This is a genomic window from Streptomyces sp. NPDC087270, from assembly GCF_044744625.1.
Lineage (GTDB): Bacteria > Actinomycetota > Actinomycetes > Streptomycetales > Streptomycetaceae > Actinacidiphila.
This window is the reverse complement of record NZ_JBIUYR010000025.1, coordinates 74,978-99,527: the sequence shown is the minus strand read 5'-3', so window position 1 is coordinate 99,527 and position 24,550 is coordinate 74,978. Positions and strand designations below refer to the sequence as shown.

The 24,550-nt window shown below is 73.7% G+C and carries 21 protein-coding genes; 11 read left to right on the top strand and 10 right to left on the bottom strand.

Annotation, left to right across the window (positions count from 1 at the left end; translation table 11 throughout):
- The first annotated feature begins 19 nt into the window (after positions 1 to 19).
- From ACIPAE_RS35705 to ACIPAE_RS35690, 4 genes are all read left to right on the top strand, one after another.
- Positions 20 to 997, top strand: coding sequence for a ribose-phosphate diphosphokinase (locus ACIPAE_RS35705; RefSeq protein ID WP_329368558.1), 978 nt, complete (start codon positions 20 to 22; stop codon positions 995 to 997).
- Positions 998 to 1,227: 230 nt separating this feature from the next.
- Entirely contained in the window at positions 1,228 to 1,845 is a 618-nt protein-coding gene (locus ACIPAE_RS35700) for a 50S ribosomal protein L25/general stress protein Ctc (RefSeq protein ID WP_329368560.1), read from the top strand.
- Positions 1,846 to 2,014: 169 nt separating this feature from the next.
- A complete protein-coding gene (pth, locus tag ACIPAE_RS35695; protein WP_328464864.1) occupies positions 2,015 to 2,608 on the top strand; it encodes an aminoacyl-tRNA hydrolase in 594 nt (197 codons plus the stop codon).
- Between the two features lie 93 nt (positions 2,609 to 2,701).
- A complete protein-coding gene (locus tag ACIPAE_RS35690; RefSeq protein ID WP_329368564.1) occupies positions 2,702 to 3,193 on the top strand; it encodes a hypothetical protein in 492 nt (163 codons plus the stop codon).
- Between the two features lie 141 nt (positions 3,194 to 3,334).
- Here ACIPAE_RS35690 and ACIPAE_RS35685 read toward each other — a convergent pair whose 3' ends face one another.
- The gene (locus ACIPAE_RS35685) at positions 3,335 to 3,700 is read right to left on the bottom strand and encodes a VOC family protein (RefSeq protein ID WP_366412739.1); all 366 of its coding nucleotides are present in this window, start codon (positions 3,698 to 3,700) and stop codon (positions 3,335 to 3,337) included.
- The gene (locus tag ACIPAE_RS35680) at positions 3,697 to 4,536 is read right to left on the bottom strand and encodes a trans-aconitate 2-methyltransferase (protein ID WP_366412738.1); all 840 of its coding nucleotides are present in this window, start codon (positions 4,534 to 4,536) and stop codon (positions 3,697 to 3,699) included. The genes ACIPAE_RS35685 and ACIPAE_RS35680 overlap by 4 nt, the downstream gene beginning before the upstream one ends.
- 132 nt (positions 4,537 to 4,668) lie before the next feature.
- Between ACIPAE_RS35680 and ACIPAE_RS35675 the strand changes: the two genes are divergently transcribed.
- Complete coding sequence (locus ACIPAE_RS35675; RefSeq protein WP_328464856.1) at positions 4,669 to 5,166, top strand: MarR family transcriptional regulator; 498 nt, start codon at positions 4,669 to 4,671, stop codon at positions 5,164 to 5,166.
- On the opposite strand, the gene ACIPAE_RS35670 is transcribed toward ACIPAE_RS35675, so the two are convergent.
- The gene (locus ACIPAE_RS35670; protein WP_328464854.1) at positions 5,134 to 5,928 is read right to left on the bottom strand and encodes a response regulator transcription factor; all 795 of its coding nucleotides are present in this window, start codon (positions 5,926 to 5,928) and stop codon (positions 5,134 to 5,136) included. The two genes, ACIPAE_RS35675 and ACIPAE_RS35670, sit on opposite strands and share 33 nt — an antisense overlap.
- Positions 5,929 to 6,370: 442 nt before the next feature.
- Complete coding sequence (gene ppc / locus ACIPAE_RS35665) at positions 6,371 to 9,103, bottom strand: phosphoenolpyruvate carboxylase (RefSeq protein WP_329368573.1); 2,733 nt, start codon at positions 9,101 to 9,103, stop codon at positions 6,371 to 6,373.
- A 198-nt stretch (positions 9,104 to 9,301) separates the two neighbouring features.
- Here ppc and ACIPAE_RS35660 point away from each other — a divergent pair, with 198 nt between their 5' ends.
- A complete protein-coding gene (locus ACIPAE_RS35660; RefSeq protein WP_402451048.1) occupies positions 9,302 to 10,672 on the top strand; it encodes a sensor histidine kinase in 1,371 nt (456 codons plus the stop codon).
- 131 nt (positions 10,673 to 10,803) lie between these two features.
- On the opposite strand, the gene ACIPAE_RS35655 is transcribed toward ACIPAE_RS35660, so the two are convergent.
- From ACIPAE_RS35655 to ACIPAE_RS35635, 5 genes are all read right to left on the bottom strand, one after another.
- Positions 10,804 to 11,706 carry a DivIVA domain-containing protein gene (locus ACIPAE_RS35655; protein WP_329368577.1) on the bottom strand — a complete coding sequence of 301 codons (903 nt, stop codon included), beginning with the start codon at positions 11,704 to 11,706 and terminating at the stop codon, positions 10,804 to 10,806.
- Between the two features lie 176 nt (positions 11,707 to 11,882).
- Complete coding sequence (locus ACIPAE_RS35650; protein WP_402451046.1) at positions 11,883 to 14,621, bottom strand: SUKH-4 family immunity protein; 2,739 nt, start codon at positions 14,619 to 14,621, stop codon at positions 11,883 to 11,885.
- 8 nt (positions 14,622 to 14,629) lie between these two features.
- Positions 14,630 to 15,640 (bottom strand): SMI1/KNR4 family protein, encoded by a 1,011-nt coding sequence (locus ACIPAE_RS35645; RefSeq protein WP_329368581.1) that lies wholly within the window; start codon positions 15,638 to 15,640, stop codon positions 14,630 to 14,632.
- A gap of 180 nt (positions 15,641 to 15,820) precedes the next feature.
- Positions 15,821 to 16,510, bottom strand: a complete 690-nt coding sequence (locus ACIPAE_RS35640; protein ID WP_402451043.1) for a hypothetical protein — start codon at positions 16,508 to 16,510, stop codon at positions 15,821 to 15,823.
- A gap of 288 nt (positions 16,511 to 16,798) precedes the next feature.
- A complete protein-coding gene (locus tag ACIPAE_RS35635; RefSeq protein ID WP_402451041.1) occupies positions 16,799 to 17,581 on the bottom strand; it encodes a hypothetical protein in 783 nt (260 codons plus the stop codon).
- Positions 17,582 to 18,018: 437 nt separating this feature from the next.
- Here ACIPAE_RS35635 and ACIPAE_RS35630 point away from each other — a divergent pair, with 437 nt between their 5' ends.
- A complete protein-coding gene (locus ACIPAE_RS35630; RefSeq protein WP_329368587.1) occupies positions 18,019 to 18,528 on the top strand; it encodes a YwqJ-related putative deaminase in 510 nt (169 codons plus the stop codon).
- Positions 18,525 to 19,022: an SUKH-3 domain-containing protein gene (locus ACIPAE_RS35625; RefSeq protein WP_329368590.1), complete on the top strand. Its 498-nt coding sequence runs from the start codon at positions 18,525 to 18,527 to the stop codon at positions 19,020 to 19,022. The genes ACIPAE_RS35630 and ACIPAE_RS35625 overlap by 4 nt, the downstream gene beginning before the upstream one ends.
- Before the next feature lie 131 nt (positions 19,023 to 19,153).
- Here the strand turns inward: ACIPAE_RS35625 and ACIPAE_RS35620 are convergent, their stop codons facing one another.
- A complete protein-coding gene (locus tag ACIPAE_RS35620) occupies positions 19,154 to 19,909 on the bottom strand; it encodes an SDR family NAD(P)-dependent oxidoreductase (RefSeq protein ID WP_402451039.1) in 756 nt (251 codons plus the stop codon).
- A 204-nt stretch (positions 19,910 to 20,113) separates the two neighbouring features.
- Between ACIPAE_RS35620 and ACIPAE_RS35615 the strand changes: the two genes are divergently transcribed.
- The 3 genes from ACIPAE_RS35615 (at position 20,114) to ACIPAE_RS35605 (ending at position 24,398) form a co-directional block, all read left to right on the top strand.
- Positions 20,114 to 20,719, top strand: coding sequence for a TetR family transcriptional regulator C-terminal domain-containing protein (locus tag ACIPAE_RS35615; RefSeq protein WP_329368594.1), 606 nt, complete (start codon positions 20,114 to 20,116; stop codon positions 20,717 to 20,719).
- A gap of 335 nt (positions 20,720 to 21,054) precedes the next feature.
- A complete protein-coding gene (locus ACIPAE_RS35610) occupies positions 21,055 to 21,831 on the top strand; it encodes an ABC transporter ATP-binding protein (RefSeq protein ID WP_328464833.1) in 777 nt (258 codons plus the stop codon).
- Positions 21,828 to 24,398, top strand: coding sequence for an ABC transporter permease (locus tag ACIPAE_RS35605; protein ID WP_402451035.1), 2,571 nt, complete (start codon positions 21,828 to 21,830; stop codon positions 24,396 to 24,398). Before ACIPAE_RS35610 ends, ACIPAE_RS35605 begins: the two co-directional genes overlap by 4 nt.
- Positions 24,399 to 24,550 lie beyond the last annotated feature (152 nt).

Genomic DNA, 24,550 nt, shown 5'->3' with positions numbered 1-24,550 from the left:
ACACCAAGGAGACGGTGCAGTGACCGGGATCAAGACGACCGGTGAGAAGAAGCTGATGCTCTTCTCCGGCCGCGCCCACCCCGATCTGGCGGAGGCGGTGGCATACGAGCTGGGTGTAGAGCTCGTCCCCACCCGTGCTTTCGACTTCGCCAACGGCGAGATCTATGTGCGGTTCGAGGAGTCGGCCCGCGGCGCCGACTGCTTCCTGATGCAGAGCCACACCAGCCCCATCAACCAGTGGATCATGGAACAGCTCATCATGGTCGACGCTCTCAAGCGGGCCTCCGCGCGGAGCATCACCGTGATCGTGCCGTTCTACGGCTACGCCCGGCAGGACAAGAAGCACCGCGGCCGCGAGCCGATCTCGGCGCGGCTGATGGCCGACCTGTTCAAGACCGCGGGCGCCGAGCGCATCCTCACCGTCGACCTGCACACCGACCAGATCCAGGGCTTCTTCGACGGCCCGGTGGACCACATGGTCGCGCTGCCGGTCCTGGCGGACTACGTCGGCGCGAAGGTGGACCGGGCCAAGCTCACCGTGGTCTCCCCGGACGCCGGCCGGGTCCGGGTCGCGGACCGCTGGTGCGACCGGCTGGGCGCGCCGCTGGCGATCGTGCACAAGCGCCGCGACCCCGACGTCGCCAACCAGGTGAAGGTCCACGAGGTGGTCGGCGACGTCAAGGGCCGGGTGTGCGTGCTGGTCGACGACATGATCGACACCGGCGGCACCATCTGCGCCGCGGCGGACGCGCTGTTCGCCAACGGCGCGGAGGACGTCATCGTCACCGCCACGCACGGGGTGCTCTCCGGGCCCGCCGCGGACCGGCTGAAGAACTCCAAGGTCAGCGAGTTCGTCTTCACCGACACGCTGCCGACGCCGGCGGAGACCGACCTCGACAAGATCACGGTGCTGTCGATGGCGCCGACCATCGCGAACGCGGTGCGCGAGGTCTTCGAGGACGGTTCGGTCACCAGCCTCTTCGAGGACGCGCACTGACCCAGCACTTGAGCTGACAGGGCGCTCGAGCTGACAGGGCGCCGTCAGGCCGCCCGCCGCACGGATTTCGTTCCGGGCCCTTCCCACGGTTACGCTGTCGAGGTTGCTCGGCGAGGGAAGGGCCCGGACGTACGTCCGCAGCACCTCCGTTATCGACGCGCTCCTCGTGAAGGATCGGCCCGTCGCGGCCGGGCGACCGTACTGCCCACCATTACGAGGAGCCGATTCCCATGGCTGAAGTGAAGATCCCCGCCCAGGCGCGCACCGAGTTCGGCAAGGGTGCCGCCCGCCGGGTGCGCCGCGCCAACCAGGTCCCCGCGGTCGTGTACGGCCACGGCGCCGACCCCCGGCACGTCACGGTCCCCGGCCACGAGCTGCTGCTCGCGCTGCGCACCCCGAACGTGCTGATCTCGCTGGACATCGACGGCGCGTCCGAGCTGGTCATCCCCAAGGCGGTGCAGCGCGACCCGCTGAAGGGCTTCATCGAGCACATCGACCTGCTGTCCGTGAAGCGCGGCGAGAAGGTCACCGTCGAGGTGCCGGTCTCCGCCGAGGGCGAGCTGGCCCCGGGCGGCAACCTGCTGGAGCACGTGCTCAACACGCTGTCGGTCGAGGCCGAGGCGACCCACATCCCCGAGGCGTTCACGGTCTCCGTCGAGGGTCTGGAGGCGGGCGCGTCCATCCTGGCGAAGGACGTCGAGCTGCCCAAGGGCACCACGCTGGTCACCGAGGAGGACGCCGTGGTGATCCAGGTCGTCTCCGCGCAGGCCGAGGCCGAGGAGCCCGCCGAGGGTGAGGGCGAGGCCGCCGCCGAGGCGCCCGCCGCGGACGCCTCCGACGAGAGCTGAACCAGAACGCGCCGGCCGCCGTCGTACCTCCGGGTGCGGCGGCGGCCGTTTGCGCGGTGCGGCGGTCGTACGCGGCGGTCGTACGCGGCGGGCGCGTGTAAGGACCGCCGGCCAGGATGCGCGCCCCTTACGGTTCTACGGTGTACGGCGACTGCTTTCGGAGACGTGGATGAGCGACAGCACAGGGCCCTGGATGGTGGTGGGCCTGGGCAACCCGGGGCCGGAGTACGCCGGCAACCGGCACAACATCGGGTTCATGGTGGCCGACCTGCTCGCCGAGCGGATGGGCGGGAAGTTCAAGCGGGCCCACAAGGCGCAGGCGCAGGTGGTCGAGGGGCGGATCGGGCCGCCCGGCCCGGCGAGCGCGCGGGTGGTGCTGGCCAAGCCGATGTCGTACATGAACCTCTCGGGCGGGCCGGTCACCGCGCTGAAGGAGTTCTACAAGGTGCCGACCGACCGGATCATCGCGGTCCACGACGAGTTGGACATCGACTTCCCCACCCTGCGGCTCAAGCTCGGCGGCGGCGACAACGGCCACAACGGGCTGAAGTCCATCACGAAGTCGCTCGGCGCCGAGTATCTGCGGGTGCGGGCCGGGATCGGCCGGCCGCCCGGGCGGATGGACGTGGCGGCGTTCGTGCTCAAGGACTTCTCCTCGGCCGAGCGCAAGGAACTGGAGTGGTTCGTGGACCGGGCCGCCGACGCCGTCGAGGCGCTGGTCACCGGCGGGCTGGAGCGGGCGCAGAGCAGCTACAACGGCTGACCGGCCCTGGCAACGGCTGACCGGTCCGGCCGCGACTGCCGTGCGGGGCCCGCGGGTTGACCCGGTGGCATGCGATGGCCAAAGATCGCCCGCATGGCAACTGGGAGCGGTGACCGCGGTGCCGCGCAGGCGGGCGGGCTGGTGCAGTTCGCCCGGGTGGTGGGCGTGGGGGCGGTGGCGGCGCTGATCCTGGTGTCCGGCGCGTGGGGTTCGTGGCGCGACGCGCAGTACGTGGTGATCGGCAAGGGCCATGACCACGGCACCGTACGGCTGGTGGCGTGCGGTGACACGGACTGCACCGGGCCGTTCGCGCCGCACGGCGACGCGCTCCCCCGCGCGAAGGTCACCGTCAGCCTTCCGGTGCGTCACCACGTGGGGGACTCCGTCGGGGTGGTGCTCAAGCCCGGTACGGACACCGGGGTGCGTGACGGGATGGGCGGGCTGCTCTTCGGGTTCGTGCCCCTGGGCGGGGCGCTGCTGCTGGCGGCGGTGGTGGTCGCGCTGGGGCTGCGGCTGCCGCGCGTCGCGTGGACCTTCGCGGTGGCGGGCGCGGCGCTGCTGGGCGGCGCGTTCCTGACGTTGTGAGCCCGGCCCGCCGAGGTGCGGCGAGCCGGGCGGGTGGTGCGGTGGTGCGGTGGTGCGGTGGTGCGGTGGTGACGGTAGTACGGCGGTGCCGGTGGTGCCGGTGGTCGTACGACCGGATCGCGGCAGCGGCGTACGGTCGGATCAGATGGTGGTCGGCTCCAGGAACTCCAGCCGGTTGCCGACCGGGTCCTCGCAGTAGAAGCGCAGGTGGCCGGGCAGGTCGTAGTCCCATACGACCGTCGTGCCCGCGGCCTGGAGCCCCTTGGCGAAGCCGTGGATGCCGTTGACGCGCAAGCCCGGGTGGGCCTTGCGGGCGGGGCGGAAGTGCTCCTCGATGCCCAGGTGCAGCACCGCGGTGCCGGCCGAGAACCAGCAGCCGCCGCGGCCCGCGAGCACCGGCGGCTTGGTCAGTTCGGCCATGCCGAGGACGCCGGTGTAGAAGGCGCGCAGCTGTGGCTCGCTGCCGGGCGGCGCGGCGAGCTGGACGTGGTCGAGGCCGGCGATCACGACGCGGCCCCGGCGGGCGCGGCGGCGGTGCGGGCGATCGCGAAGATCCGGCGGAACGGGAAGACCGTGCCGTGCGGCCCCACCGGGTACGCCTTGCGGAGCAGGTCGCGGTACTGCCCGACGAACTCCCGGGCGGCCACCGGGTCGTCCTCCAGCGCGGTGAGCACCGGGCGCAGCGCGGTGCCCTTCGTCCAGTCCAGCACCGGGTCCTCGCCCTGAAGCAACTGGACGTAGGTGGACTCCCAGACGTCGACGCCGGTGCAGCCCAGCTCGGTCAGGCGCTCCAGGTAGTCGGCGGGGGAGAGGATGTGCACGTAGCGGCGGCCGTGGCCCTCCAGGCGGGCGCGCCAGTGGGGGGTGTCGCACAACTCGGCGAGCAGGGCGTGGCTGGGGGCGTTGAAGTTGCCGGGCACCTGGAAGGCGAGGACGCCGCCGGGGTTGATGTGCTCCAGCCAGGACGGGAAGCGGTCGGCGTGTCCGGGCACCCACTGCAGCGCGGCGTTGGACACGATCAGGTCGAAGGGCTCGTCGGGCGTCCACACCGCCGCGTCGGCCTTGCGGAAGTCCAGTTCCCCGCCGCCGGAGGTGGGGCCGGCGTGCTCGCGGGCGGCGTCGAGCATGTCGGCCGAGCTGTCGTAGCCGGTGATGTGTGCGCCGGGCCAGCGGTCGGCGAGCAGCGCCGTGACGTTGCCCGGGCCGCAGCCGATGTCGGCGATCCGGGGCGCGTCGCCGCCGGGCAGTTCGGTGATCCGGGTGAGGAGGTCGAGGAAGGGGCGGGTGCGATGGGTGGAGTGCCGGAGATACTGGTGCGGGTCCCACGTCGGCGCTGCTGGCATCGTTCGTACTCCCTGGGTGCTACGGAGTCGGCGAAAACGGAGGGCGAGGTTCTGCCCTTCACCTTCAGCCTGCTCCCAGAGATATCTTGATGTCAAGAGACTTCATGTCGACAGACCTACTACACTGATCCCATGGAGGACGAGGTCGACCGGCTGGTCGCTGCATGGCGCCGAGAGCGCCCCGACCTCGACGTGGAGCCGCTCGAAGTGCTCAGCCGGGTCAGCAGGCTCGCCCGGCACCTGGACCGGGCCCGCCGGATCGCGTTCGCCGAGCACGGCCTGGAGCCGTGGGAGTTCGACGTGCTGACCGCGCTGCGCCGGGCCGGCGAGCCGTACCAGCTCTCACCCGGCCAGCTCCTCACCCAGACCCTCGTCACCTCCGGGACCATGACCAACCGCATCGACCGGCTCGCCAAGAAGCGGCTGGTGGAGCGGCAGCCCGACCCCAGCGACCGGCGCGGCGTGCTGGTCCGGCTCACCCCGCAGGGCCAGGACCGCGCCGACCAGTCGCTGGCCGGGCTGCTCGCCCAGGAGCGGGCCATCCTGGGCGAGCTGACCGACCGGCAGCGCACCGAACTCGCCGGGCTGCTGCGGCAGCTAACCGCGCCGTTCGACAACGTCCCCGGCTGACGGCAGCAGTTCGACCGGGCCCACCCCGGCCCGCCGGGCCAGCGCGACCGCCGCGAGCGTGGAGTGCACCCCGAGCTTGCCCAGCACGTTCTGCATGTGGGTGCGGACGGTGTGCGGGGACAGGAACAGCCGCTCCGCGACCGCCTTGCGGCCGAGCCCGGCCACCATGCAGCGCAGCACCTCCTGCTCGCGCGGCGTCAGCGACTCCACCAGTTGCTCGCTCTCGGTACGGTGCCGGCGCGCCGCGGTCAGCTCCCGCAGCACCCCGGTCAGCAGCGCCGGCGGCAGGTGCGTCTCGTCGCGCAGCACCCCGCGGACCACCGCGAGCAGCCGCGACAGCGAGCAGTCCTTGGCGACCCAGCCGGACGCGCCGGCCTGTAGCGCCCGCGCGGCGCGCACCGGGTCGTCCCGCTCGGCGAGCACCACGGTACGGGTGCCCGGGTAGGCGGCCCTGATCCGCTCCACCAGCGCGAGGCCGTCCAGCACCGGGTCGCGCGGCTCCAGCGGGCGCGGCTGCGACGGCAGCGCCGGCGGGACCGCGGCCAGCGTCACCGGCGGGCGCGGCCCGGCGCCCAGGTCGGCGTCGACCAGCAGGACGTCGTAGCGGCGGCCGTCGGCGGCCGCGCGGTCGAGGCAGCGCTGCGCGGCGGAGCCGCTGCCCGCCGCGGACACGTCGACGTCGGGCTCGGCCGCGAGGGCGGCCGCGAGCGACTCGGCGAAGATGCGATGGTCGTCGACGACGAGGACCCGGATACGACCCACGGACACCACTCCCGATTCACGGCACTCCCCCAGTGGCGACGGGGCGTCCGCCTCGCTTGGAGCCCGGCACCGGGCAGGGACCGCCGTCCTTGCCCAGGCGCCGGACCCCGTGCGTCTCGCCCCCTGATGGACGCCGGCCCCCACCGGCGTCGTGGAAAAAGAGTAGGTGCTCGGCCGGACAATGGAGCCACCTTGGCCGAACTTCCCGGCCTGGATTTTACCGACGTGCGCCGCCGACGGGCCGGGCGCCGCCGCTGGTGGCGGACCCGAAGCGGAACCGCCGGCCAGATCCCCCGCGGCTGCTCACCCGTCCTTCCCGCGCGGGCGCCCCGCGCAGGTTCCCCCGCGCACATCGCCCGCGCGGGTCCCGCGTCGCACGTTCCCCCCGTCGCACGTTCCCCGCGCCGCCGGGTGGCGACGCGGGGAACGTGCGGGTGCGGTGTCAGCCCGTGTTGCGCAGACCCGCGGCCACACCGTTGACCGTCAGCAGCAGGGCGCGGGCCAGCAGCGGGTCCGGCTCCTCACCGCGGGCGGCCGCTTCGCGCTGCCGGGCGAGCAGCGTCACCTGGAGGTAGGAGATCGGGTCCAGGTACTGGTCGCGGATGTGGAAGGTCTGCGCCAGCACCGGGCTGGCGGCGAGCAGTTCGGACTCGCCGGTGATCCGCAGCACCTCGCGCACGGTCAGCTCGTGCTCCGCCTCGATCGTGGCGAAGACGTGCTTCAGCTCGTCGGGCACCAGGGTGTCGACGTAGTGGCGGGCGATCCGCAGGTCGGTCTTGGCCAGCGTCATCTCGACGTTGGACAGGAAGTTGCGGAAGAAGTGCCACTGGCCGTGCGCCTCCTCGATCACCGAGTCCAGGCCGGCCTCACGCGCCGCCTTCAGCCCGGAGCCGACGCCGAACCAGCCGGGCACGATCTGCCGGGACTGGGTCCAGCCGAAGACCCACGGGATGGCCCGCAGGCCGTCCAGGCCCGCGCCGGAGTCCGGCCGGCGGGACGGACGCGAGCCCAGGTGCAGCTCGCCGAGCTGGTCGACCGGGGTGGAGGCGAAGAAGTACTTCGGCAGGTCCGGGTCCTCGACCAGCTCGCGGTAGGCGCAGTGCGCGGCCTCGGAGATGATCTCCATCGCCGAGTCCCAGCGCGCCAGCGCCTCGTCGGACTGCCGCGGCGCGGTGTGCAGCGCGGACGCCTGGAGGGTGGCCGCGACCGTCAGTTCGAGGTTCTCCCGGGCGAGTGAGGGGATCAGGTACTTGTCCGAGATCACCTCGCCCTGCTCGGTCACCTTGATCTCGCCCTCCAGGGTGCCCCACGGCTGCGCCAGGATCGCGGTGTGCGAGGGGCCGCCGCCGCGGCCGACGGTGCCGCCGCGGCCGTGGAAGAGCCGCAGCCGCACCCCGTGCCGGTGCGCGACGTCGCGCAGCCGGCGCTGCGCGCGGTGGATCTCCCACTGCGAGGTGGTGATGCCGCCGAACTTCGAGGAGTCGGAGTAGCCGAGCATGACCTCCTGCACGTCGCCGCGCAGCGACACCAGCCGCCGGTAGGAGGGGTCGGAGAGCATCTCGTCGAGCAGCTTGTCGGCGATCTTCAGCTCGTCGGTGGTCTCCAGCAGCGGCACGATGCCGATCTTCGCGACCCCGGCGTGCAGGTCGATCAGCCCGGCCTCGCGGGCCAGCACCGCTGCGGCGAACACGTCGTCGGAGCCCAGGCACATGGAGATGATGTACGACTCCACGACCTCCGGGCCGAACCGTTCGAACGCCTCGCGGATGGTGTGGAAGACGCCGAGCGTCTTCGCGCCCGCGGCGTCCAGCGGCGCCGGGCTCGGGGCCAGCGGGCGGCGCGAGCGCAGCTCCTTCGCGAGCAGCTTGCGGCGGTAGTCGCGCGGCATGTCGGAGTACCGCCAGGACTCCTCGCCGAGCCGGTCGAAGAGCTGGCCGAGCGCGTGGTGGTGCGCCTCGGCGTGCTCGCGCACGTCCATGGTGGCCAGTTGCAGGCCGAACGCGGCGAGCGTGCGGATCGTCCGGTCGGTGCGGCCGTCGGCGATCAGGCCGCCGCGGTGGGCGCGCAGCGAGTCCTGGATCAGCTGCAGGTCGGTCAGCAGCTCGGCGCTGCCCAGGTAGTCCCGGCCGGGGACGTGCGGAGTGCCACCGGCCAGCCGCTCACGGGTGTTGACCAGCTTCTGCCGGATGCAGGTGGCCTTCAGCCGGTAGGGCTCCTCGGCGTTCAGCCGCTTGTAGCGGGGGCTGATCTCCGGCAGCGCCACCAGGTCGTCGGAGAGGGAGTCCAGCAGCTCCTGGCTCGCGCCGGAGTTGCGGATGGAGTTCGACAGCGCGCCGCGCAGGAAGTCGACCTGCTCCAGCGCGTCGGTGATGCCGTGCTCGTGCTGGAGGATCAGCACGTCCCAGGTCACCTCGGGCGTGACGTTGGGGTTGCCGTCGCGGTCGCCGCCGATCCAGGTGCCGAAGGTCAGCGGGCGGGTCTGCGGCGGCAGCGGCACCCCGACCCGCTCCAGCTCCGCGGCCAGGTCCTCCAGGACGTCGCCGACCGCGCCGGCGTGCAGCTCGTCGAGGTAGTAGATCGCGTTGCGGGCCTCGTCGGCCGGCTCGGGGCGGACCACCCGCAGCTCGTCGGTCTGCCACAGCAGGTCGATGTTCTCGGCCAGCCGCAGGTCCGCGCGCCGCCGGTCGCCGGAGGAGACCGGGGTCTGGTCCAGCAGCTCGGCGATCCGGCGCAGCTTGTTCAGCACCGAGCGGCGGGCCGCCTCGGTGGGGTGCGCGGTGAAGACCGGCCGCACGTTGAGGTTCTGCACGCTCTCCCGCACGTGTACGGGGTCGCCGTCCTTGAGCAGGTCGGCGGTCTGGGCCAGCAGGCTGCCCTCGTTGGCCCGGCGGGAGCGCAGGTCGCGGCCTCGGTGCACCTGCTCGGTGACGTTGGCCAGGTGGAAGTAGGTGGAGAAGGCGCGGACCAGCTTCGCCGCGGTCTCCAGGTCGGTCTCGCCGAGCAGTGCGGCGGCGGCCTCGCCGTCGCTGCGGGTCAGTGCGCGTACCTTCTCGACCAGGTCGAGGAGTTCCTGGCCCTCTTGCCGGACGAGGGTGCCGCCCAGCAGTTCGCCCAGGCGTCGGATATCGGCTCGCAGGGCGGTGCTGCTGTCCGGTGGGGTGTCGGCGCTGCTCACAGGTGCGGCTCCTTGTGCAGTGGGATGGGCGACGGCTTGGGAGACGAGTGGGTACGAACTCGGGTACGGGGACTCGCGGACCGCGCTGTCCGACCGGTCCAGGATAGGTCGGGGGCCGCGCGGCGAGACGCCCGGCCCAACAGACGGACACCAGGACGGGCCGTTCCCGTGCTCCGGGTACCGCCTACGCTGGACGGCATGAGTACGACGGGGGCGCGCGTACCGGACGAGGAGGCCGACGCGGCACACGCGGGGTCCTGGTCCGGCCTGTGGTGGTGGACGAGGCGGCGAAGTGTCGCGCTGGACGTGTCGCTGGCGGCGGCCTCGGCGTTGGAGGCGTCCTTCGAGGGCGCCACGTTCGCGGCGAGGATCGGGATCGTCAGCGGACTGGGCGCCCTGATCGGGTTGCTGGTGGGCGCGATGCTGGTGCTGCGCCGGCGCTGGCCGATCGCGGTGGTGCTGGTCGCGATCGCGGTCACCCCCGCGCAGACCGGCCTCATCCTGTCCATGATGGGCTTCTACACCCTGGCCGCGTCCGAGGTGCCGCGCCGGCTGACGGCGCTGTTCGCCGGGATGAGCGGCCTGGGCACCATGCTCGTCGCCTTCGTGAGCATCGAGTCCAGCGTGCGGCACTCCAGCAGCCGGCTCGGGCTGCCGCTGGTGCTGGCCATCTCGATCCTGGTCGCCTTCGGCCTCACCGCGCCGCCAGTGCTGTTCGGGCTGTACGTACGGGCCCGCCGCCGGCTGGTGGAGAGCCTGCGGGACCGGGCCGACGGCCTGGAGCGCGAGCTGGAGCTGCTGGCGGAGAAGGCGCTGGAGCGGGCCGAGCGGGCGCGGGCCGCTGAGCGGGCCCGGATCGCCCGGGAGATGCACGACGTGGTCGCGCACCGGGTGAGCCTGATGGTCGTGCACGCGGCCGCGCTGAAGGCGGTGGCGCTGAAGGACCCGGCCAAGGCGTCGGCGAGCGCGGAACTGCTGGGCGACATGGGGCGGCAGGCGCTCACCGAGCTGCGGCAGATGCTCGGGGTGCTGCGTTCGGCCTCGGGCACGGGGACGGGGGATGCCGCGCCCCGGGCGAAGCACGCGGGTGGCGCGGCGGACCCGGCGGCCGGCGAGGCGGGGGTCGACGCCGCGGCCGAGGCAGGGGTCGAGGCGGCGCTCGGCCACGAGCCCGACGCCGGGCCGAGCCTGGCGGAGCTGGCGCAGCTCGTACAGGAGTCGCGGGCGGCCGGGATGGGGGTCGAGCTGGCCGTCGAGGGCGAGCAGCGGCCCTGCGGGCGGCGGATCGAGGCGACCGTCTACCGCGTGGTGCAGGAGGCGCTCACGAACGTGCGCAAGCACGCGGTCGGGGCGAAGGCGCAGGTGCGGCTCGCCTACCGCGAGGCCGAGGTGGCCGTCCTCATCGTCAACGGCCCGGCCGAGGCGGTGGTCGCCACGGCGCTGCCGAGCGGCGGGCACGGGCTCACCGGGATGCGGGAGCGGGTCACCGCCCATGGCGGCGGGTTCGCCGCCGGCCCCACTCCCGACGGCGGCTTCCGCGTCTCCGCGATGGTCCCGACGGCGCCCTGACCCCCGGGGTACCCCGCGCAAGGGGCGGGTGGGGGCGGGCAACCCTCCACCGGCAGGTGCGCCCCGAACCGGCAGGACGGGGCACCCCGGTGGGTCAGGGGGTGCCCCGCGCGTCAGCGGCGCCGCACGCGTCAGGGGCGCCCGGTCAACTCCGAGAGCGTGGCCTTGATGTGCGCCAGGTGCGCCCGCACCTCGTCCCGGTGCAGTTCGTGCTCCCGCAGCACCCGCTCCGCGTCCCGCCGCACCCTCTCCTCATGGGTGCGCGCCTCCGCGATCAACGCGTCGGCCCGCGCGTCGGCCTCGGCCTGCTGGTCGCGCAGCGCCGCCTCCGCGTCGGCCCGCTCCTGCTGCGCCTGCGCCAGGCGGCGTTCCGCGTCGGCGAGCAGCCCGGACAGCCGGCCGTCGACCACGGCCTGCTGCTCGGCGAGCTCCTGCTCCAGGCTCTCGACCCGCTCGCGCTGCTCCGCGTCGACGGCGGCCCGGTCCCGGTCGACCTGCTGCTGCATCGCGTCGAGCGCGGCGCCGGCCTCGCCCCGTACGGAGTCGGCCTCGGCGCGGGCGGCGCCGAGGATCTCCGCGGCGCGCCCGCACGCCTCGTCCAGTACGTGCTGGGCCTGCTCCTCGGCGGCGGAGAGCCGTGCGGACGCGGCCGCGCGGGCCTCGTCCTGGAGGGTGCGGCGGGCGGTGTCGGCGGCGTCCCGGGCGTACTGCGCCTCGACCTCGGCGCGTTCGCGTACCGCGGCGGCCTCGTCCTCGACCATCTGGAGCAGTTCCTGCGCGCCGGCGCCGAGCCGGGCGAAGTCGGTCGGACCGAGCGCCTCGACCTGCTGCCGCAGGGAGGTGCACTCGGCGTCCATCTCGTTGGCGAGCACGGTCAGCCGGGCGGCCCGCTCCCAGGCCGCGTCCCGGTCCTCGGACAGCTCGTCCAGGAAGCGGTCGACCTGGTCCGGCCGGTAGCCGCGTCCGCGCGCCGCACCGAACCTCTCCCGTGCCTCCGGCTGCGTCTGCGTCGATGCGGACGTATCACTGCTCATGGCCACTGCCCCTCGCGACGTCGGGCCGTTCCCGTGTTCCCATTTATCGCTTATGCCCGAATTGTAAGAGCCTCGACACTCCGACTGTCTCCTACCCCGGAAACGCGGACGGGCCGAGCGGAAGACGCAGCTTCCACCCGGCCCGCACGAAACGGCCGCACATCCGTACGATCCGCCTACAGCAGCCCGTCCCACATCTGCTCGACCAGCACCGACCACCAGTTGTCGGGCGAGGCGATCGCGGCCGGGTCCTGCGCGGCCAGTTGGGCCTGGAAGTCCACCGTCCAGTGCCCGGCCTGCTCCGGCGTCAACCCGATCCGCAGCCGCCACATCCGGCCCAGCAGCGCCATGCAGCGGGCGAACTCCGGGAGGCTGGAGTTGACGAACTGCGGCTGCGCCGGCTGCCCGCCCGGCCCGGCCTCCAGCGGCACCGCGACGATGTGCGCGGTGCCGTACTGCACGCACAGCTGGCGGCCGAAGTCGTTGCCCATCACGAGGTACGACCCGGCGTCCGCGGCCGGCTGCACCCCGCGCTGCGCGGCCAGTTCGGCGAGCGTGGGCACCGGCTGACCGGGCTGGGCCTGCGCCCAGAAGAACGGCGAGAAGTCGACCGGCAGCCCCGACCACATCAGTGTCTGGGCCACGATGTCCGGCACGCCCTGCCGGGACACGGCCCGCTGCTCGAACCTGAACACGCCCTGCGGCCCGAACGCGCTCGCCACCTCCTGGCCGATCACGTCGAGACCGACCGGCGGCACCCGCAGCACGCTGTGCGGATCGGGCATCGGCACCCGCTGCGGCTGCGGCCGGGCCGGGGCGCCGGCCACCTGGTGCAGCTCGCCCTGGTGGGTGAGCAGGTGCTGGACGCCCTGCCGGCGGCCGGCGTGGTCGCGGCCGTACGGCGCGGTGTGGCTGATCCGCACCTGCGGCCAGGTCTCCCGGATCATCCGGGTGCAGTAGCCGCCGGGCAGATCGCAGGACTCCAGCTCGGTGTGGAGTTCGAGCACCTGCTCCGGACGGATGCCCAGCGAGCGCAACTCGTGCAGGATCTGCCACTCCGGGTGCGGGGTGCCCGGCGCCGACCGCCGGATGAGCTGCTGCTCGCTGCCGTCCTGGCCGCGGTAGCGCAGCACCGCCATGTAGCCGGGGCCGACCGTGGGCACCGCTCCGCCCTGCGGGTAGCCGTATCCGGGCGGCGCGGGCGGGGCCATCGCCGGCCCGCCCATGCCGGGCGGCGGCGGGGGCGGGGTGCCCATGCCGGGCGGCGGCATGCCGGGGCCGGCGAGCATGGTGGCCGCGTAGTGCGGGTCGTTGCCCGCGGGCGGCGGGGTGCCGGCACCGGGGGGCGGAGTGCCCATTCCCGGGGGCGGCGGCGGAGTTCCTGCTCCGGGCGGCGGCGGGGGCGGGGTGCCCATGCCGGGCGGGGGCAGGGTGGGTCCGGCGAGCATGGTGGCCGCGTAGTGCGGGTCGTTGGCCGCGGGCGGCGGGGTGCCGGCACCGGGCGGCGGGGGCGGCGGGGTGCCCGCGCCGGGCGGGGGCGTGCCCATGTACGGGGGCGGCGGGGGAGGGCCGCCCGCGCCGGGACCGGGCGGGGTCGTGCCGGGGCCGGCGAGCATGGTGGCCGCGTAGTGCGGGTTGTTGCCCGCGGGGGGCGGGGTGCCCGCGCCGGGTGCGGGCGGACCGGAATACGGCGGCGGGGGCGGGGTGCCCTGAGCCGGCCCCTGCCCGGGGCCCGGACCCTGGCCCTGGCCCTGGCCCGGTGCCTGGCCCTGGTTCGGCTGCCGGCCGATGTCGGCGGGGCCGGGGCCCATGGGCGCGGCCGGACCGGCCGGACCGCCCGCGCTGCCCGGCGGCGGCAGCGGAACCGCCGGACCACCGGGCGGCGGGTACTCGGAACCGCCGATCGTGTGCGGCACCCCGGGCCGGGCCGGGGGTGCCGGTTGCGGTTGCTGTTGCTGCGGTGCGGGCGCGGTGCGGGGCAGCGAACTCCGCCCGGACAGCAGCTCGGTCCTGGCCTCCGCGCCCGTCGCCGGCTCCTCGGCCTGGTCCGTGTCGCTGATCGGCGGGGCGAAGACGGTCGCCGGCACCGGGACGGACTGCCCCTCGCCGGAGTCGTTCACCGTCTTCCCGGCCCAACTGCCGCCGCCCGAGCTCTCCGAGGGCACCGAGCCGGGCCGCCGGTAGTCGATGCCGCCCGAGCCGGAACCCGTGGGGCCCGGCGCGCCGCCGCCCGCCGATCCGGCGGACCCGGACCCGGAGTCGGCCGCTGCCGCTGCCTGCTGCCCGTCCGGCTGGTCGGCCGGGCCCGGACGGGAGGCGCCGCTGTCGCCGGGGCGCCGGTAGTCGATGCCGCCCTGCGCGCCGGAACCCGCCGCGGCAGCGGCCGGCGCCGCGCCGGACCCCGCGTCCTGCCCGCCGCCGTCGCCGGGACGGCGGTAGTCGATACGGCCGCCGGTCGAGGGCGCCGGCTCCCCGGCCGCCGGGGCGTCGCCCGCCGCGGGAGCGGGCACCGGGGGCTGCTCGGCGGCGGACGGGCGGCGGTCCGGGATGCCCATCCGGTCGGCGGCGTCCTGGAGCCACTGCGGGGGGCTGAGCAGGAACGAGGTCGCTTCGAGGTCGAGTCGCTGGGGCGGCTCGGGCGCCGCGTCATCGGGCACCGGGCCGTACTCCTCCTCGTAGCGGCGAATGAGTTCGCCGATGGGCAGAGCGGGCCACAAGGTGGCGTCGCCGCTGTCACGGGCGATCACCACCCGGACCGACCCCTCGTCGGAGGACGGGCCGTCCTCCCGGGCCTCGGACCACACCACGAAGCCCAGGTCGAACTCCCGGACCCGGATCTCCCGGGTCTCGTACGCGGGGACGTCCGCGTTCACCCAGCGCTCCGCGCGCTCCTGCGCCTGCGCGAAAGTGACCATGTGCTGTCTCATCCCTCCACGGCTACGGCGTCGGCGAAGCCGCCGTCGACCATCAGATTCGCGACCGTGTCCAACTCGGGTGGATTGCCGGCCAGTCGCAGCAGGAACTCGTCGAACGAGTCGCCGCAGGGCAGCAGCAGGTCGGCCACCCGGTCCGCCGGGGTGTCCCACCCGTCGCCGTCGCGCGCGTCGTCGTAACCGCAGAACCAGACGGAGCCGGTGCCCTCGCCCTTCACCCGGACCGCGAGGAGGCCGCCTTGGACGTAGCCGATCGCGAGGTAGTCCTTGGTGAGGTGGTCGCGCAGGCACTTGTTGACGTACACGAGGTCGTTGACCGCCGCGTCGTCGCGGACGGTGAAGAACGGCTGGTCCAGCAGCAGGCCGAGGCCGGGGTCGAGGGCGACGCCCTGGGGGGCGCAGCCGCCGGCGGCCTTCAGGAAGGCGCGGTACGCGCCGGGCAGGCGGTACCCCAACTCCTCCTCCACGTCGCGGACCTGCTGCTCGGTGACCGCGACCGGCTCCTTGGGCAGCCCGAAGTGCACGGGGCGGGTCTCCTGGAGCGGGCGGGTGCCGCGCTTGGTGTGGTCGGCCACCGAGGTGGCCAGCCCGCCGTGGTGCCGCAGCAGCGACTTGACCTCGACCGGCACCAACTCCAGCCGGCGGCTGCCGCGGACGTGGTGCCAGGTCCAGCCGTGCGGGGTGGCCACCGGCAGCAGGTTGCCCCACAGTTCGTGCCCGGCGGCGTGCAGGGCGGCGTTCGCCGAGACGTAGTCCGTCAGGCGCAGTTCGTCCACGCCGAAGCCCTCCGGAGGCTCGGCTATCTCCGCCGCCGCGCGGGCGTACGGCGAGAAGTCGGGGTAGCCCTCGTCGTCCACCCACACGCCTTGCGGGTGGCGGGCGGCCCGGACCGGGTCGGGAAAGTGCACGACCTGTCCGGCGTAGGCCGCGTTCGGTGGCGCGGCCTGCGCGGCGGCTACGGGTCCGGGAGGTGATCCCAGCCCTTGCGGGCCTGTGGTCATGGCGGTTGCCCCCTGCTGCGTCTGAGCTGATGACGACAGCCTAGGGGGTCCGGCAAGAGCGGCGCGGGTCCCGTCCTCGTCCCTGTGGACAACTCGGCCACCGCCATCCGGATCGCCCCGATCGGCCCCGGATCGGCCCGGTTTCGCGACAGCTCCCGCCCGCCGCGGCCGGTACGGGTCTCAGCTCCCGCCCGCCGCGGCCCGCAACTTGGCGACCTGCTTGCCGGCGATCGCCGGCCGCAGCGACGCGGTCTTGTGGTCGGCGCGGACGGTCTCGAAGGCGGCGGTGGAGTCGCCGACCCGGAGGACGGTGACCAGCGCCACCCCGGAGGCCCCGAGGGCGGGGTCGGTGACGGTGTAGGTGACCCGCTGGTCGCCGTAGGTGCCGGCGGTATCGGCGGGCCCGGTGGACGGGTCGACGCTCTTGACCGTGAACTGCGACGTCCGGCCGTTGCGCGTGACCTTGTAGCCGGGGCAGTGGGCGACCGCGGTGGACAGCTGGTCGAGCACCTGCTTCGCGCGGCCCGCCGGATACGACGCCACGACCTCCAGCGAGATCGTCTTGGCGCCCGCGTCCTTGGCGGCGGTGTCGGTGACCAGCGCGCCGGTGTAGACGGTGCGGGCCAGCTTCGGCTTGAGGCTCCACTGGTCGGCCACCGGCTGGCACGCGGCGGGGTCGGTGGTCTGCTCGTCGCCCAGGAGCTGGCTCGTACTGGTCGCGGGCACCACCTTGAGGTGGTCGAGGTCCTTCGCCGTGATCACCGAGCGGGTCAGCTTCCGGGACGCCGCGCTGCCGCCGCCGCTGTCCTTGCTCTTCCCGCCGCCCCCGCAGGCCGCGGTGAGCGCGAGCGCGGGCAGCAGTACGGCCACTGCCAGCACCTTGCGGCTACCGGTCGGTAGGCGACGGCGTGCGCGTATCCGCATCGATGGGTACCCCTGTGTCGTGTGCGGGCCCGGCTGCGCGGCGCCGCCCCTGCCCGCGTGCCGCGTCCGGTCCGGAGCGTCCCGGCCCGGCCCTCGCGGGCGTGGGCCCGCTGCCGCGCGACTCTACGGCACCGGGCCCGCCCTGCCTCCTATGGCACTGCTCACAACACGATCACCACACGGTCACGGTGACGCACTCCTCCTCTCCGGCCGCCGTCCCGTGCGCGGCGCCGCTCACTTCCGCGCGGCCAGGGCCGCCCGCAGCTTCCGGTCCTCCTTGCGGGCGACCTCCAACGGCACCTGCCCGGCGCCCCCTTCGGTCTTCGTCGACAGGTAGGAGGTCACGGTGTCGCCGGTGCGCACCACCGTCACCAGGGCCGCGCCGGTCTTTCTGTCCGCGGTGTCGGTCATGACGTACGCCACCGACTCGTCTCCGACCTTCACCACCGGGCCCTTCCCGACCCGGAAGGGCGTACGGGTGCCGTTCAGGTCGCGGGCCTCGAACGCGGTGCAGGTGGCGAGCGCGCCCTTGATCGCGGCCATCACCTTCCGCGCGTCGCCCGGGGCGTGGCTGGCGATCAGCATCCGGTCGATCTCCTCCGGGGCCGCACCGGCCGTGGGGGTGGCCTCGGCGAAGGTGGCGCCGACCGACGCCATCCGGTGGATCGCGGGCTGCGAGCTGCTGACGTCGGCCAGCGGCCGGCACTCGGGCTTGTCGGCGACCAGCACCGGCGAGCCGCTGGTGTCGTCCTGCGCGCCCAGGTCGTCGGGGTCGAAGCCCCCGGCCGGCGCGGTGGTCGCGGTGCCGTCGTCGGTCTGCGTCATCTCGATCACCCAGCCGGGCACGTCATGGTCGGTGACGAGCGCGCGGGAGAGCTGGGCCACGCTCAGCGGCGCCTTGCCGGCGTCGGCCGACGCCTGGGCCGCGGAACGCCCGCCGCCCTTGCCGCCGTCGGCGTCGGTGGAACCTGAGGAGCCGGACGAGCAGCCGGCCGCCAGCAGGAGTGCGGGCAGCACGGCGAGGGCGGCGGCGCGGGCCCGGGCGCGTGGGGGACGCCGCAGGCGGGGAACACGTCGTACACGGCGGGCGCTCGGGGCGTCCGCGTCTCTTCGGGCACGGTGCATGGGGTCACGTTCCCTGGGTCGTGTGTGTGGGGGGATCGGCGCCGGTTCGCGGCGCCGATCCGATCCTCCCGGTCGCGAACGGCCCCGTAAACGGCGCGCGGTGACGCTGTGACCGCGCTGTGTGCCGGCGACCGGCCGGTGAACGGCGGCAGATGTGCGCGCTGCGTGTCCATGGCGCCGACGTAACGTCACAAGACGGTGACATGGCCCACACAGGAAGGTCGCCACACCGCGTTCCGCTTCCCCATCGGATGGCCTGTTTGGCACTCTGATTCGGCATACGGGGGAGCTGCCGCCTTGGGCGGATGGATGACGGAACGGGGCAGGATATGACAACTCGCCTACCAGCGGCGGGCACCGCCGACCCGAGGCTGAGCTGGAGCGCTGCCCGCGACCCGCTGGAGCCCCCGGTGCTGCGGCACCGCAGGGACGGCATCCTGCCCGCGATCGCGGCCGCGCTGTCCATCCGCGACGAGGTGCTGACCTGCACCGGTGCCAAGGGGGAGCAGCCGCCCGTGCTCCACCCGATCGTGCAGGAGTTCCTGGACGCGCTGCCGGTCGCCCAGCGCGAGCGGTTCACCGGGCGGTGCCCCGAACCGGTGCTGATTTCACGTCACCTGACGGCGGTGGAGGCGACCCGCGGCAAGCGTGCCTCGCGCCGCCCGCTCACCCAGGGCGAGGCCCGCAAGGCGCTTCGCGGCGCCAAGCTCACCGCGCGCCGGATACGCGAGGACGGCGACCCCGCGCACGGCGCCTACGCGCCGCCCTGCCGCTCCTGCGCGCCGCTGCTCGCGCACTTCGGGGTGCGGCCGTTCGACCCCGGCGTGGGGCGGGCGTGAGCGCGGGCACGGCCGGCGGCACGCGCTTCCCGGTGGGCGTCGACGCCGCGCTGCGGGCGGCCGGGTGGCAGCCGGGCCGCTGGGACATCAAGCAGGCCGAGGAGTGGGCGGACCGGCTGCGCGGGCACCTGTCGCCGGGCGGCCACCAGCACGCGGTCTTCCCGGCCGCCGTCGAGGCGTGGGCGGAGTTCGGCGGTCTGACCATCCCCCCGGTGTCCGGGCCGGGCCGGCAGGTCGCGCCCGCTCCGGTCGTCGTCGACCCGCTGCGCGGTCTGCACCTGGCCCGCACCTTCGGCGACCTCGGGCGCGCCCTGGAGACCGAGATCAGCCCTATCGGCGAGGAGTCCGGGTCCGGCGCGCTGCTGGCGATCGACCCCGACGGCAGGGTCTACGCGGTCGACCACACCGGCGACTGGTACGTCGGCGCGGACATCGACCGCGCGCTGTCCGCCCTGGTCGGAGGGGTCCGCCCGGTCCGCCTCACCATGAGCTGAGCCGCCCCGGGCAAGGCACCCCGGGCAAGGCGCCCCGGGCAAGGGCCCCGCCCCGCAAGGCGGCCGCCCGGCCCGGCCGCATGCCCCGCCCGCAGGTCCGCCCGGTCCGCCGCGCCCTCCGCCCGTACCGCTCACACCGCCGTGAACCCGCCGTCCACCGGCAGGATCGCCCCGTGGATGTGCGACGCCTCGTCGCAGGCGAGGAAGGCCACCGCCGCGGCCACCTCGTCCAGGCGGCCGAGACGGCCCGAGGGAGTGGTCGCCAGGAGCGGCGCGAGCTGGTCCGCGTGAGCGATGTTCTCCGCGGTCGCGGTCGGGCCGGGGGCGACCGCGTTGACCCGTACGCCGCGCGGACCGTACTCCGCCGCCCAGGACTTGGTCAGGGAGTGCACCGCGGCCTTGGTCATGCTGTAGAGGGCGGAGTCGGCCCAGCCGCTCGTGCCGCTGATGGAGCCCATGTTGATCACGACGCCGCTGCCGCGCTCGGCCATCGCGGGCACCAGCGCGCCGGTGAGCTGGAAGGCGGACTTCACGCTGACCGCGTAGGCGGCGTCCAGGGTCGCCTCGTCCACCTCGGCGGTCGGGCGCGGTTCGAGCAGCAGCGCCGCGTTGTTGACCAGGATGTCCAGCCGGCCGCCGACCGCGGCCAGGGTCGCGTCCGCGAGGCCGCGTACGGCCGCGCCGCCCGCCGCGAGGTCGGCCGGCACGAACACCGCCCGACCGCCGGCCGCCTCGATCTCCTCCGCCACCGCCTCGCCGCGTTCGACCCGCCGGCCGCTGACCACGACCAGCGCGCCCTGGGCGGCAAGGGTGCGGGCGACCTGCGCCCCGATGCCCGATGTCGAGCCGGTGACCAGGGCGGTCCTGCCGTCGAATCGCCGTTCCATGACTGTCGTCCTCCTGGGTGCTGCCCCCGACTGGTGTCCGCGGTGGCACGCGGTGCTGCGGCGCGCCGACCGGTGCCACCCTTCTCACGACCTCGGCGTTCTCCCGACGCCTGGTGGTGCTCCTTGGTGGCAGGGCCGAGCGTGGCACCCAGAAAGTGGACCAGCAAGTCCAGAAAACGCGCCGCGGTGTGCGACGCTGGGGGCATGACGCAGCAGCCGGTCAGGTTCACCGCGAAGGGCCGGGCCACCCGGCAGCGCATCGTCGAGGGCGCCGCCGCCGAGATCCGCGCCCGGGGCGCGGTCGCCACCACCCTGGACGACGTCTGCCGGGTGACCGCGACCAGCAAGAGCCAGCTCTTCCACTACTTCCCCGGCGGCCGGGAGCAGTTGATGTACGCCGTCGCGGAATACGAGGCGGACCGGGTGCTGCTGGACCAGGAGCCGTACCTGAGCGACCTGACCTCCTGGGCGGCCTGGGACGCGTGGCGCGACGCCGTGCTCGCCCGCTACCGCCAGCAGGGCACGACGTGCCCGCTGGGGGTCCTGATGACCCAGTTGAGCCGCACCACGCCCGCCTCGCGCGAGGTGACCGCGCGGCTGCTCGAACAGTGGCAGCGCAAGATCACCGACGGCGTGCTGGCGATGCGGGACCAGGGCGCGGTCGCGCCGGGCGTCGACGCCGAACGGGCGGCCGCGGCGCTGCTCGCCGGCATCCAGGGCGGGGTGTCGATCCTGCTGCAGACCGGCCGGCTCACCCACCTCGAAGCCGCGCTCGACGTGGGCATCTCGGGGCTGCGCGCGGGCGCCTGACGGCACGTCCGCCGGGGCCGCCGACCGCCGACCCTGAGCCGCGTCTCCGACCGTGGTACCAGACCCCTAGGGGGAGACACCTACTTTCGGCGCCCACCGGTTCGTACCGGCGGATGACGATCGGGTGCCGGGTGGTGCCTACGGTCATAGGGCGGGATGGAACCGCTCGCCCGCACCTCGGAGGTGGGGATAGCCCCACCCCCGATCCGGAGACCTGCCCCATCGTCAGGTGCGGCACGCTCCGGCAGGCTCATGGACACAAGGGCGATCGGCGCCCCGCACGCACGCGGTCACGTACGACGACACCACCACGGGAGACAGAAGTGACGACGGCTATGACGGTTCCCACAGCCGGGGGCAGCGGAGAACGTACGGCCGTTGCCGCCGCAGGACGGTCGGTGACCAAGGCGTACGGCTCGGGCGAGACCCGGGTGGTCGCGCTGGACGCGGTGGACGTGGACATCGCCCGCGGGCGCTTCACCGCGATCATGGGCCCCTCCGGCTCCGGCAAGTCGACCCTCATGCACTGCCTGGCCGGTCTCGACACGGTCAGCGAGGGCCGGATCTGGATCGGCGGGACCGAGATCACCCACCTCAAGGACAAGAAGCTCACCCAGCTGCGCCGGGACAAGATCGGCTTCATCTTCCAGTCGTTCAACCTGCTGCCGACGCTGAACGCGGCGGAGAACATCACGCTGCCGATGGACATCGCCGGCCGCAAGGTCGACCGCGAGTGGATGGACCGCGTGGTGGAGACCGTCGGCCTGGCCGGCCGGCTCAAGCACCGCCCGACCCAGCTCTCCGGCGGCCAGCAGCAGCGCGTCGCGGTGGCCCGGGCGCTGGCCGCCCGGCCGGAGATCATCTTCGGCGACGAGCCGACCGGCAACCTGGACTCCCGGGCCGGCGCCGAGGTGCTCGGCTTCCTGCGCCGCTCGGTGGACGAACTCGGCCAGACCATCGTGATGGTCACCCACGACCCGGTCGCCGCCTCCTACGCCGACCGCGTGCTCTATCTCGCCGACGGCCGGATCGTCGACGAGATGGTCAGCCCGACCGCCGAGTCGGTGCTGGAGCGGATGAAGTCCTTCGACGGTCGCGGGAGGACCTCGTGACCGTCTTCAAGACGTCGGTGCGCAACTTCTTCGCGCACAAGGGCCGCATGGCCCTGTCCGGGGTCGCGGTGCTGCTGTCGGTGGCGTTCATCTGCGGCACCCTGGTCTTCACCGACACCATGACCGCCACCTTCGACCGGCTCTTCGGCAACACCGCCTCCGACGTCACCGTCAGCGCCAAGGAGGTGAAGAACGAGCAGGCCACCGGCATCCCGGACACCCTGCCCGCCTCCCTGCAGGGCACGTTGGCGCACGTGAAGGGCGTGGTCTCCTCGGTGCCCGACGTCACCAGCCAGGACGTCACCGTCGCCGACGCGCACAACGACAAGATCAGCCCGTCCTCCGGCGCGCCGACCGTCGTCAGCAACTGGGACTCCACCGAGACCAGGGCGGTGAAGCTCACCTCCGGCCACCTGCCCACCTCGGACACCGACGCCGTGATCGACGCGGACACAGCCAAGGCGAAGCACCTGAAGATCGGCGACACGCTGCGGGTCATCGCGCAGCCCGGCGACTTCAAGGTCACCCTCAGCGGCATCGTCACCTTCAAGTCGACCAACCCCGGCGCCGCCGTGGTCTACGTGGACACCGCCGTCGCGCAGTCCAAGCTGCTCGGCCGCGCCGACGCCTACACCGGCTACGGCCTGACCGCCGCCAAGGGTGTCTCCGACGAGCAGCTCAAGGCGAACGTGAAGGCGGCGATCGGCGGCCACTACACGGTCGACACCGCGAAGGAGACCACGAAGAAGCAGGAGGACGACCTCGGCGGCTTCCTGAACTTCATGAAGTACGCGATGCTCGGCTTCGCCGGGATCGCGGTCCTGGTCGGCATCTTCCTGATCGTCAACACCTTCTCCATGCTGGTCGCCCAGCGCACCCGGGAGATCGGCCTGATGCGGGCGCTCGGCTCCAGCCGCCGCCAGGTCAACCGGTCGGTGCTGATCGAGGCGGTGATGCTCGGCGTCAGCGGCTCCGTGGTCGGTATCGGCGGCGGCATCGGCCTGGCCGTCGGGCTGATGAAGCTGATGGGCAAGGCCGGTCTGAAGCTGGACAGTTCCGAGCTGACCATCAAGGCCACCACCCCGATCGTCGGCCTCGTCATCGGCGTCGTCGTCACCGTGGTCTCCGCGTACATCCCCGCCCGCCGGGCCGGGAAGATCTCCCCGATGGCCGCGCTGCGCGACGCCGGCACCCCGGCCGACGCCAGGGCCGGCCGGATCAGGGCCGCGATCGGCGTGCTGGTCTGCGCCGCGGGCGTGCTCGCCCTGGTCGCGGCATCCCAGTCGGACAAGGCGTCCTCGGGCGGCGGGATGCTCGGTATCGGCGTGCTGCTGTCGCTGGTCGGCTTCGTCATCGTCGGCCCGCTGCTCGCCGGCGTGGTGGTCCGCGCGGTCAGCGCCGTGGTGCTGCGGTTCTTCGGCCCGATCGGCCGGCTCGCCGAGCGCAACGCGCTGCGCAACCCGCGCCGCACCGGCGCCACCGCCTCCGCGCTGATGATCGGCCTGGCGCTGGTGGCCGGCATGTCGGTGGTCGGCTCGTCCATGGTGGCCTCCGCCAACGACCAGCTCGACAAGTCCGTCGGCGCGGACTTCATCATCGAGGTCGGCAGCAACGGCTCGCAGCCGATCACCCCGTCCGCCGCCAAGGCGATCAGGTCGGCGTCGGACCTGGACCACATCACCAACTACACGATCGTCAACGGCACCCTGACCACGCCGTCCGGCAAGAAGATCAAGGGCCAGCTCAGCGCCGCCGACAGCACCTACACCCAGGACGTGCAGCTGGCGACCACGCAGGGCAAGCTCTCCGACGCCTACGGCAAGGACGCGATGTCCGTGCCGGAGCAGTTCGCCAAGGACAACCACGTCAAGGTCGGGGACACCATGACCGTGGCGCTGGTCGGCGGGCGCACCGCGCACCTGAAGATCGCCGCGGTCACCAAGGGCGGCACCGCCCTGGAGAACGGCACCCTGTTCACCAGTATCAACACCGCGCGGACCTACCTGCCGGCGGACAAGATGCCCGGTGACTTCCTGATGTTCGCCAAGGCCGCCGACGGCAAGGAGAAGGAGGCGTACGCCTCCCTGAAGGCCGCGACGCACGACTACCCGCAGATCGACGTGCGCGACCAGGCCGACTACAAGCACCTGATCAAGGACCAGGTCAACCAGCTGCTCTACATGATCTACGCGCTGCTGGCGCTGGCGATCATCGTGGCGGTGCTCGGCGTGGTCAACACCCTGGCGCTGTCGGTGGTGGAGCGGACCCGGGAGATCGGCCTGATGCGGGCGATCGGCACCTCCCGGCGCCAGCTGCGGCGGATGATCCGGCTGGAGTCGGTGGTCATCTCGCTCTTCGGCGCGCTGGTCGGCCTCGCGCTCGGCCTGGGCTGGGGTTCGGCCGCCCAGCAGGTGCTCGCCTCCCAGGGGTTGCAGATCCTGCGCATCCCGTGGAGCACGATCGTGATCGTCTTCGTCGCCTCCGCGGTCGTCGGCCTGCTGGCCGCGCTCCTGCCGGCCTTCCGGGCCGCGCGGATGAACGTACTGAACGCGATCGCCACCGACTAGGAAGGCGGCCCGGCCCGGACCCCGGGCGGCGGCCGGGCCGTTCCCCGGCCCGCACGTGACACGGCGGCCCCCGGCCCCACGGCAAAGGCGCGCCCGGGGGCCCCCCGCAAGAGGCCCCCGCCCCCCCCCCCCCCCGGGGCGGCGGGGGCTTC

What these genes read in the sequence shown, in the direction of transcription:
- ACIPAE_RS35630 (WP_329368587.1), top strand. Translation starts at nt 18,019, where the DNA reads ATGACAACTCGCCTACCAGCGGCGGGCACCGCCGACCCGAGGCTGAGC.
- ACIPAE_RS35615 (WP_329368594.1), top strand. Translation starts at nt 20,114, where the DNA reads ATGACGCAGCAGCCGGTCAGGTTCACCGCGAAGGGCCGGGCCACCCGG.
- ACIPAE_RS35690 (WP_329368564.1), top strand. Translation starts at nt 2,702, where the DNA reads ATGGCAACTGGGAGCGGTGACCGCGGTGCCGCGCAGGCGGGCGGGCTG.
- ACIPAE_RS35655 (WP_329368577.1), bottom strand. Translation starts at nt 11,706, where the DNA reads ATGAGCAGTGATACGTCCGCATCGACGCAGACGCAGCCGGAGGCACGG.
- ACIPAE_RS35610 (WP_328464833.1), top strand. Translation starts at nt 21,055, where the DNA reads ATGACGGTTCCCACAGCCGGGGGCAGCGGAGAACGTACGGCCGTTGCC.
- pth (WP_328464864.1), top strand. Translation starts at nt 2,015, where the DNA reads ATGAGCGACAGCACAGGGCCCTGGATGGTGGTGGGCCTGGGCAACCCG.
- ACIPAE_RS35650 (WP_402451046.1), bottom strand. Translation starts at nt 14,621, where the DNA reads ATGGTCACTTTCGCGCAGGCGCAGGAGCGCGCGGAGCGCTGGGTGAAC.
- ACIPAE_RS35680 (WP_366412738.1), bottom strand. Translation starts at nt 4,536, where the DNA reads ATGCCAGCAGCGCCGACGTGGGACCCGCACCAGTATCTCCGGCACTCC.
- ACIPAE_RS35700 (WP_329368560.1), top strand. Translation starts at nt 1,228, where the DNA reads ATGGCTGAAGTGAAGATCCCCGCCCAGGCGCGCACCGAGTTCGGCAAG.
- ACIPAE_RS35620 (WP_402451039.1), bottom strand. Translation starts at nt 19,909, where the DNA reads ATGGAACGGCGATTCGACGGCAGGACCGCCCTGGTCACCGGCTCGACA.
- ACIPAE_RS35675 (WP_328464856.1), top strand. Translation starts at nt 4,669, where the DNA reads ATGGAGGACGAGGTCGACCGGCTGGTCGCTGCATGGCGCCGAGAGCGC.
- ACIPAE_RS35645 (WP_329368581.1), bottom strand. Translation starts at nt 15,640, where the DNA reads ATGACCACAGGCCCGCAAGGGCTGGGATCACCTCCCGGACCCGTAGCC.
- ACIPAE_RS35660 (WP_402451048.1), top strand. Translation starts at nt 9,302, where the DNA reads ATGAGTACGACGGGGGCGCGCGTACCGGACGAGGAGGCCGACGCGGCA.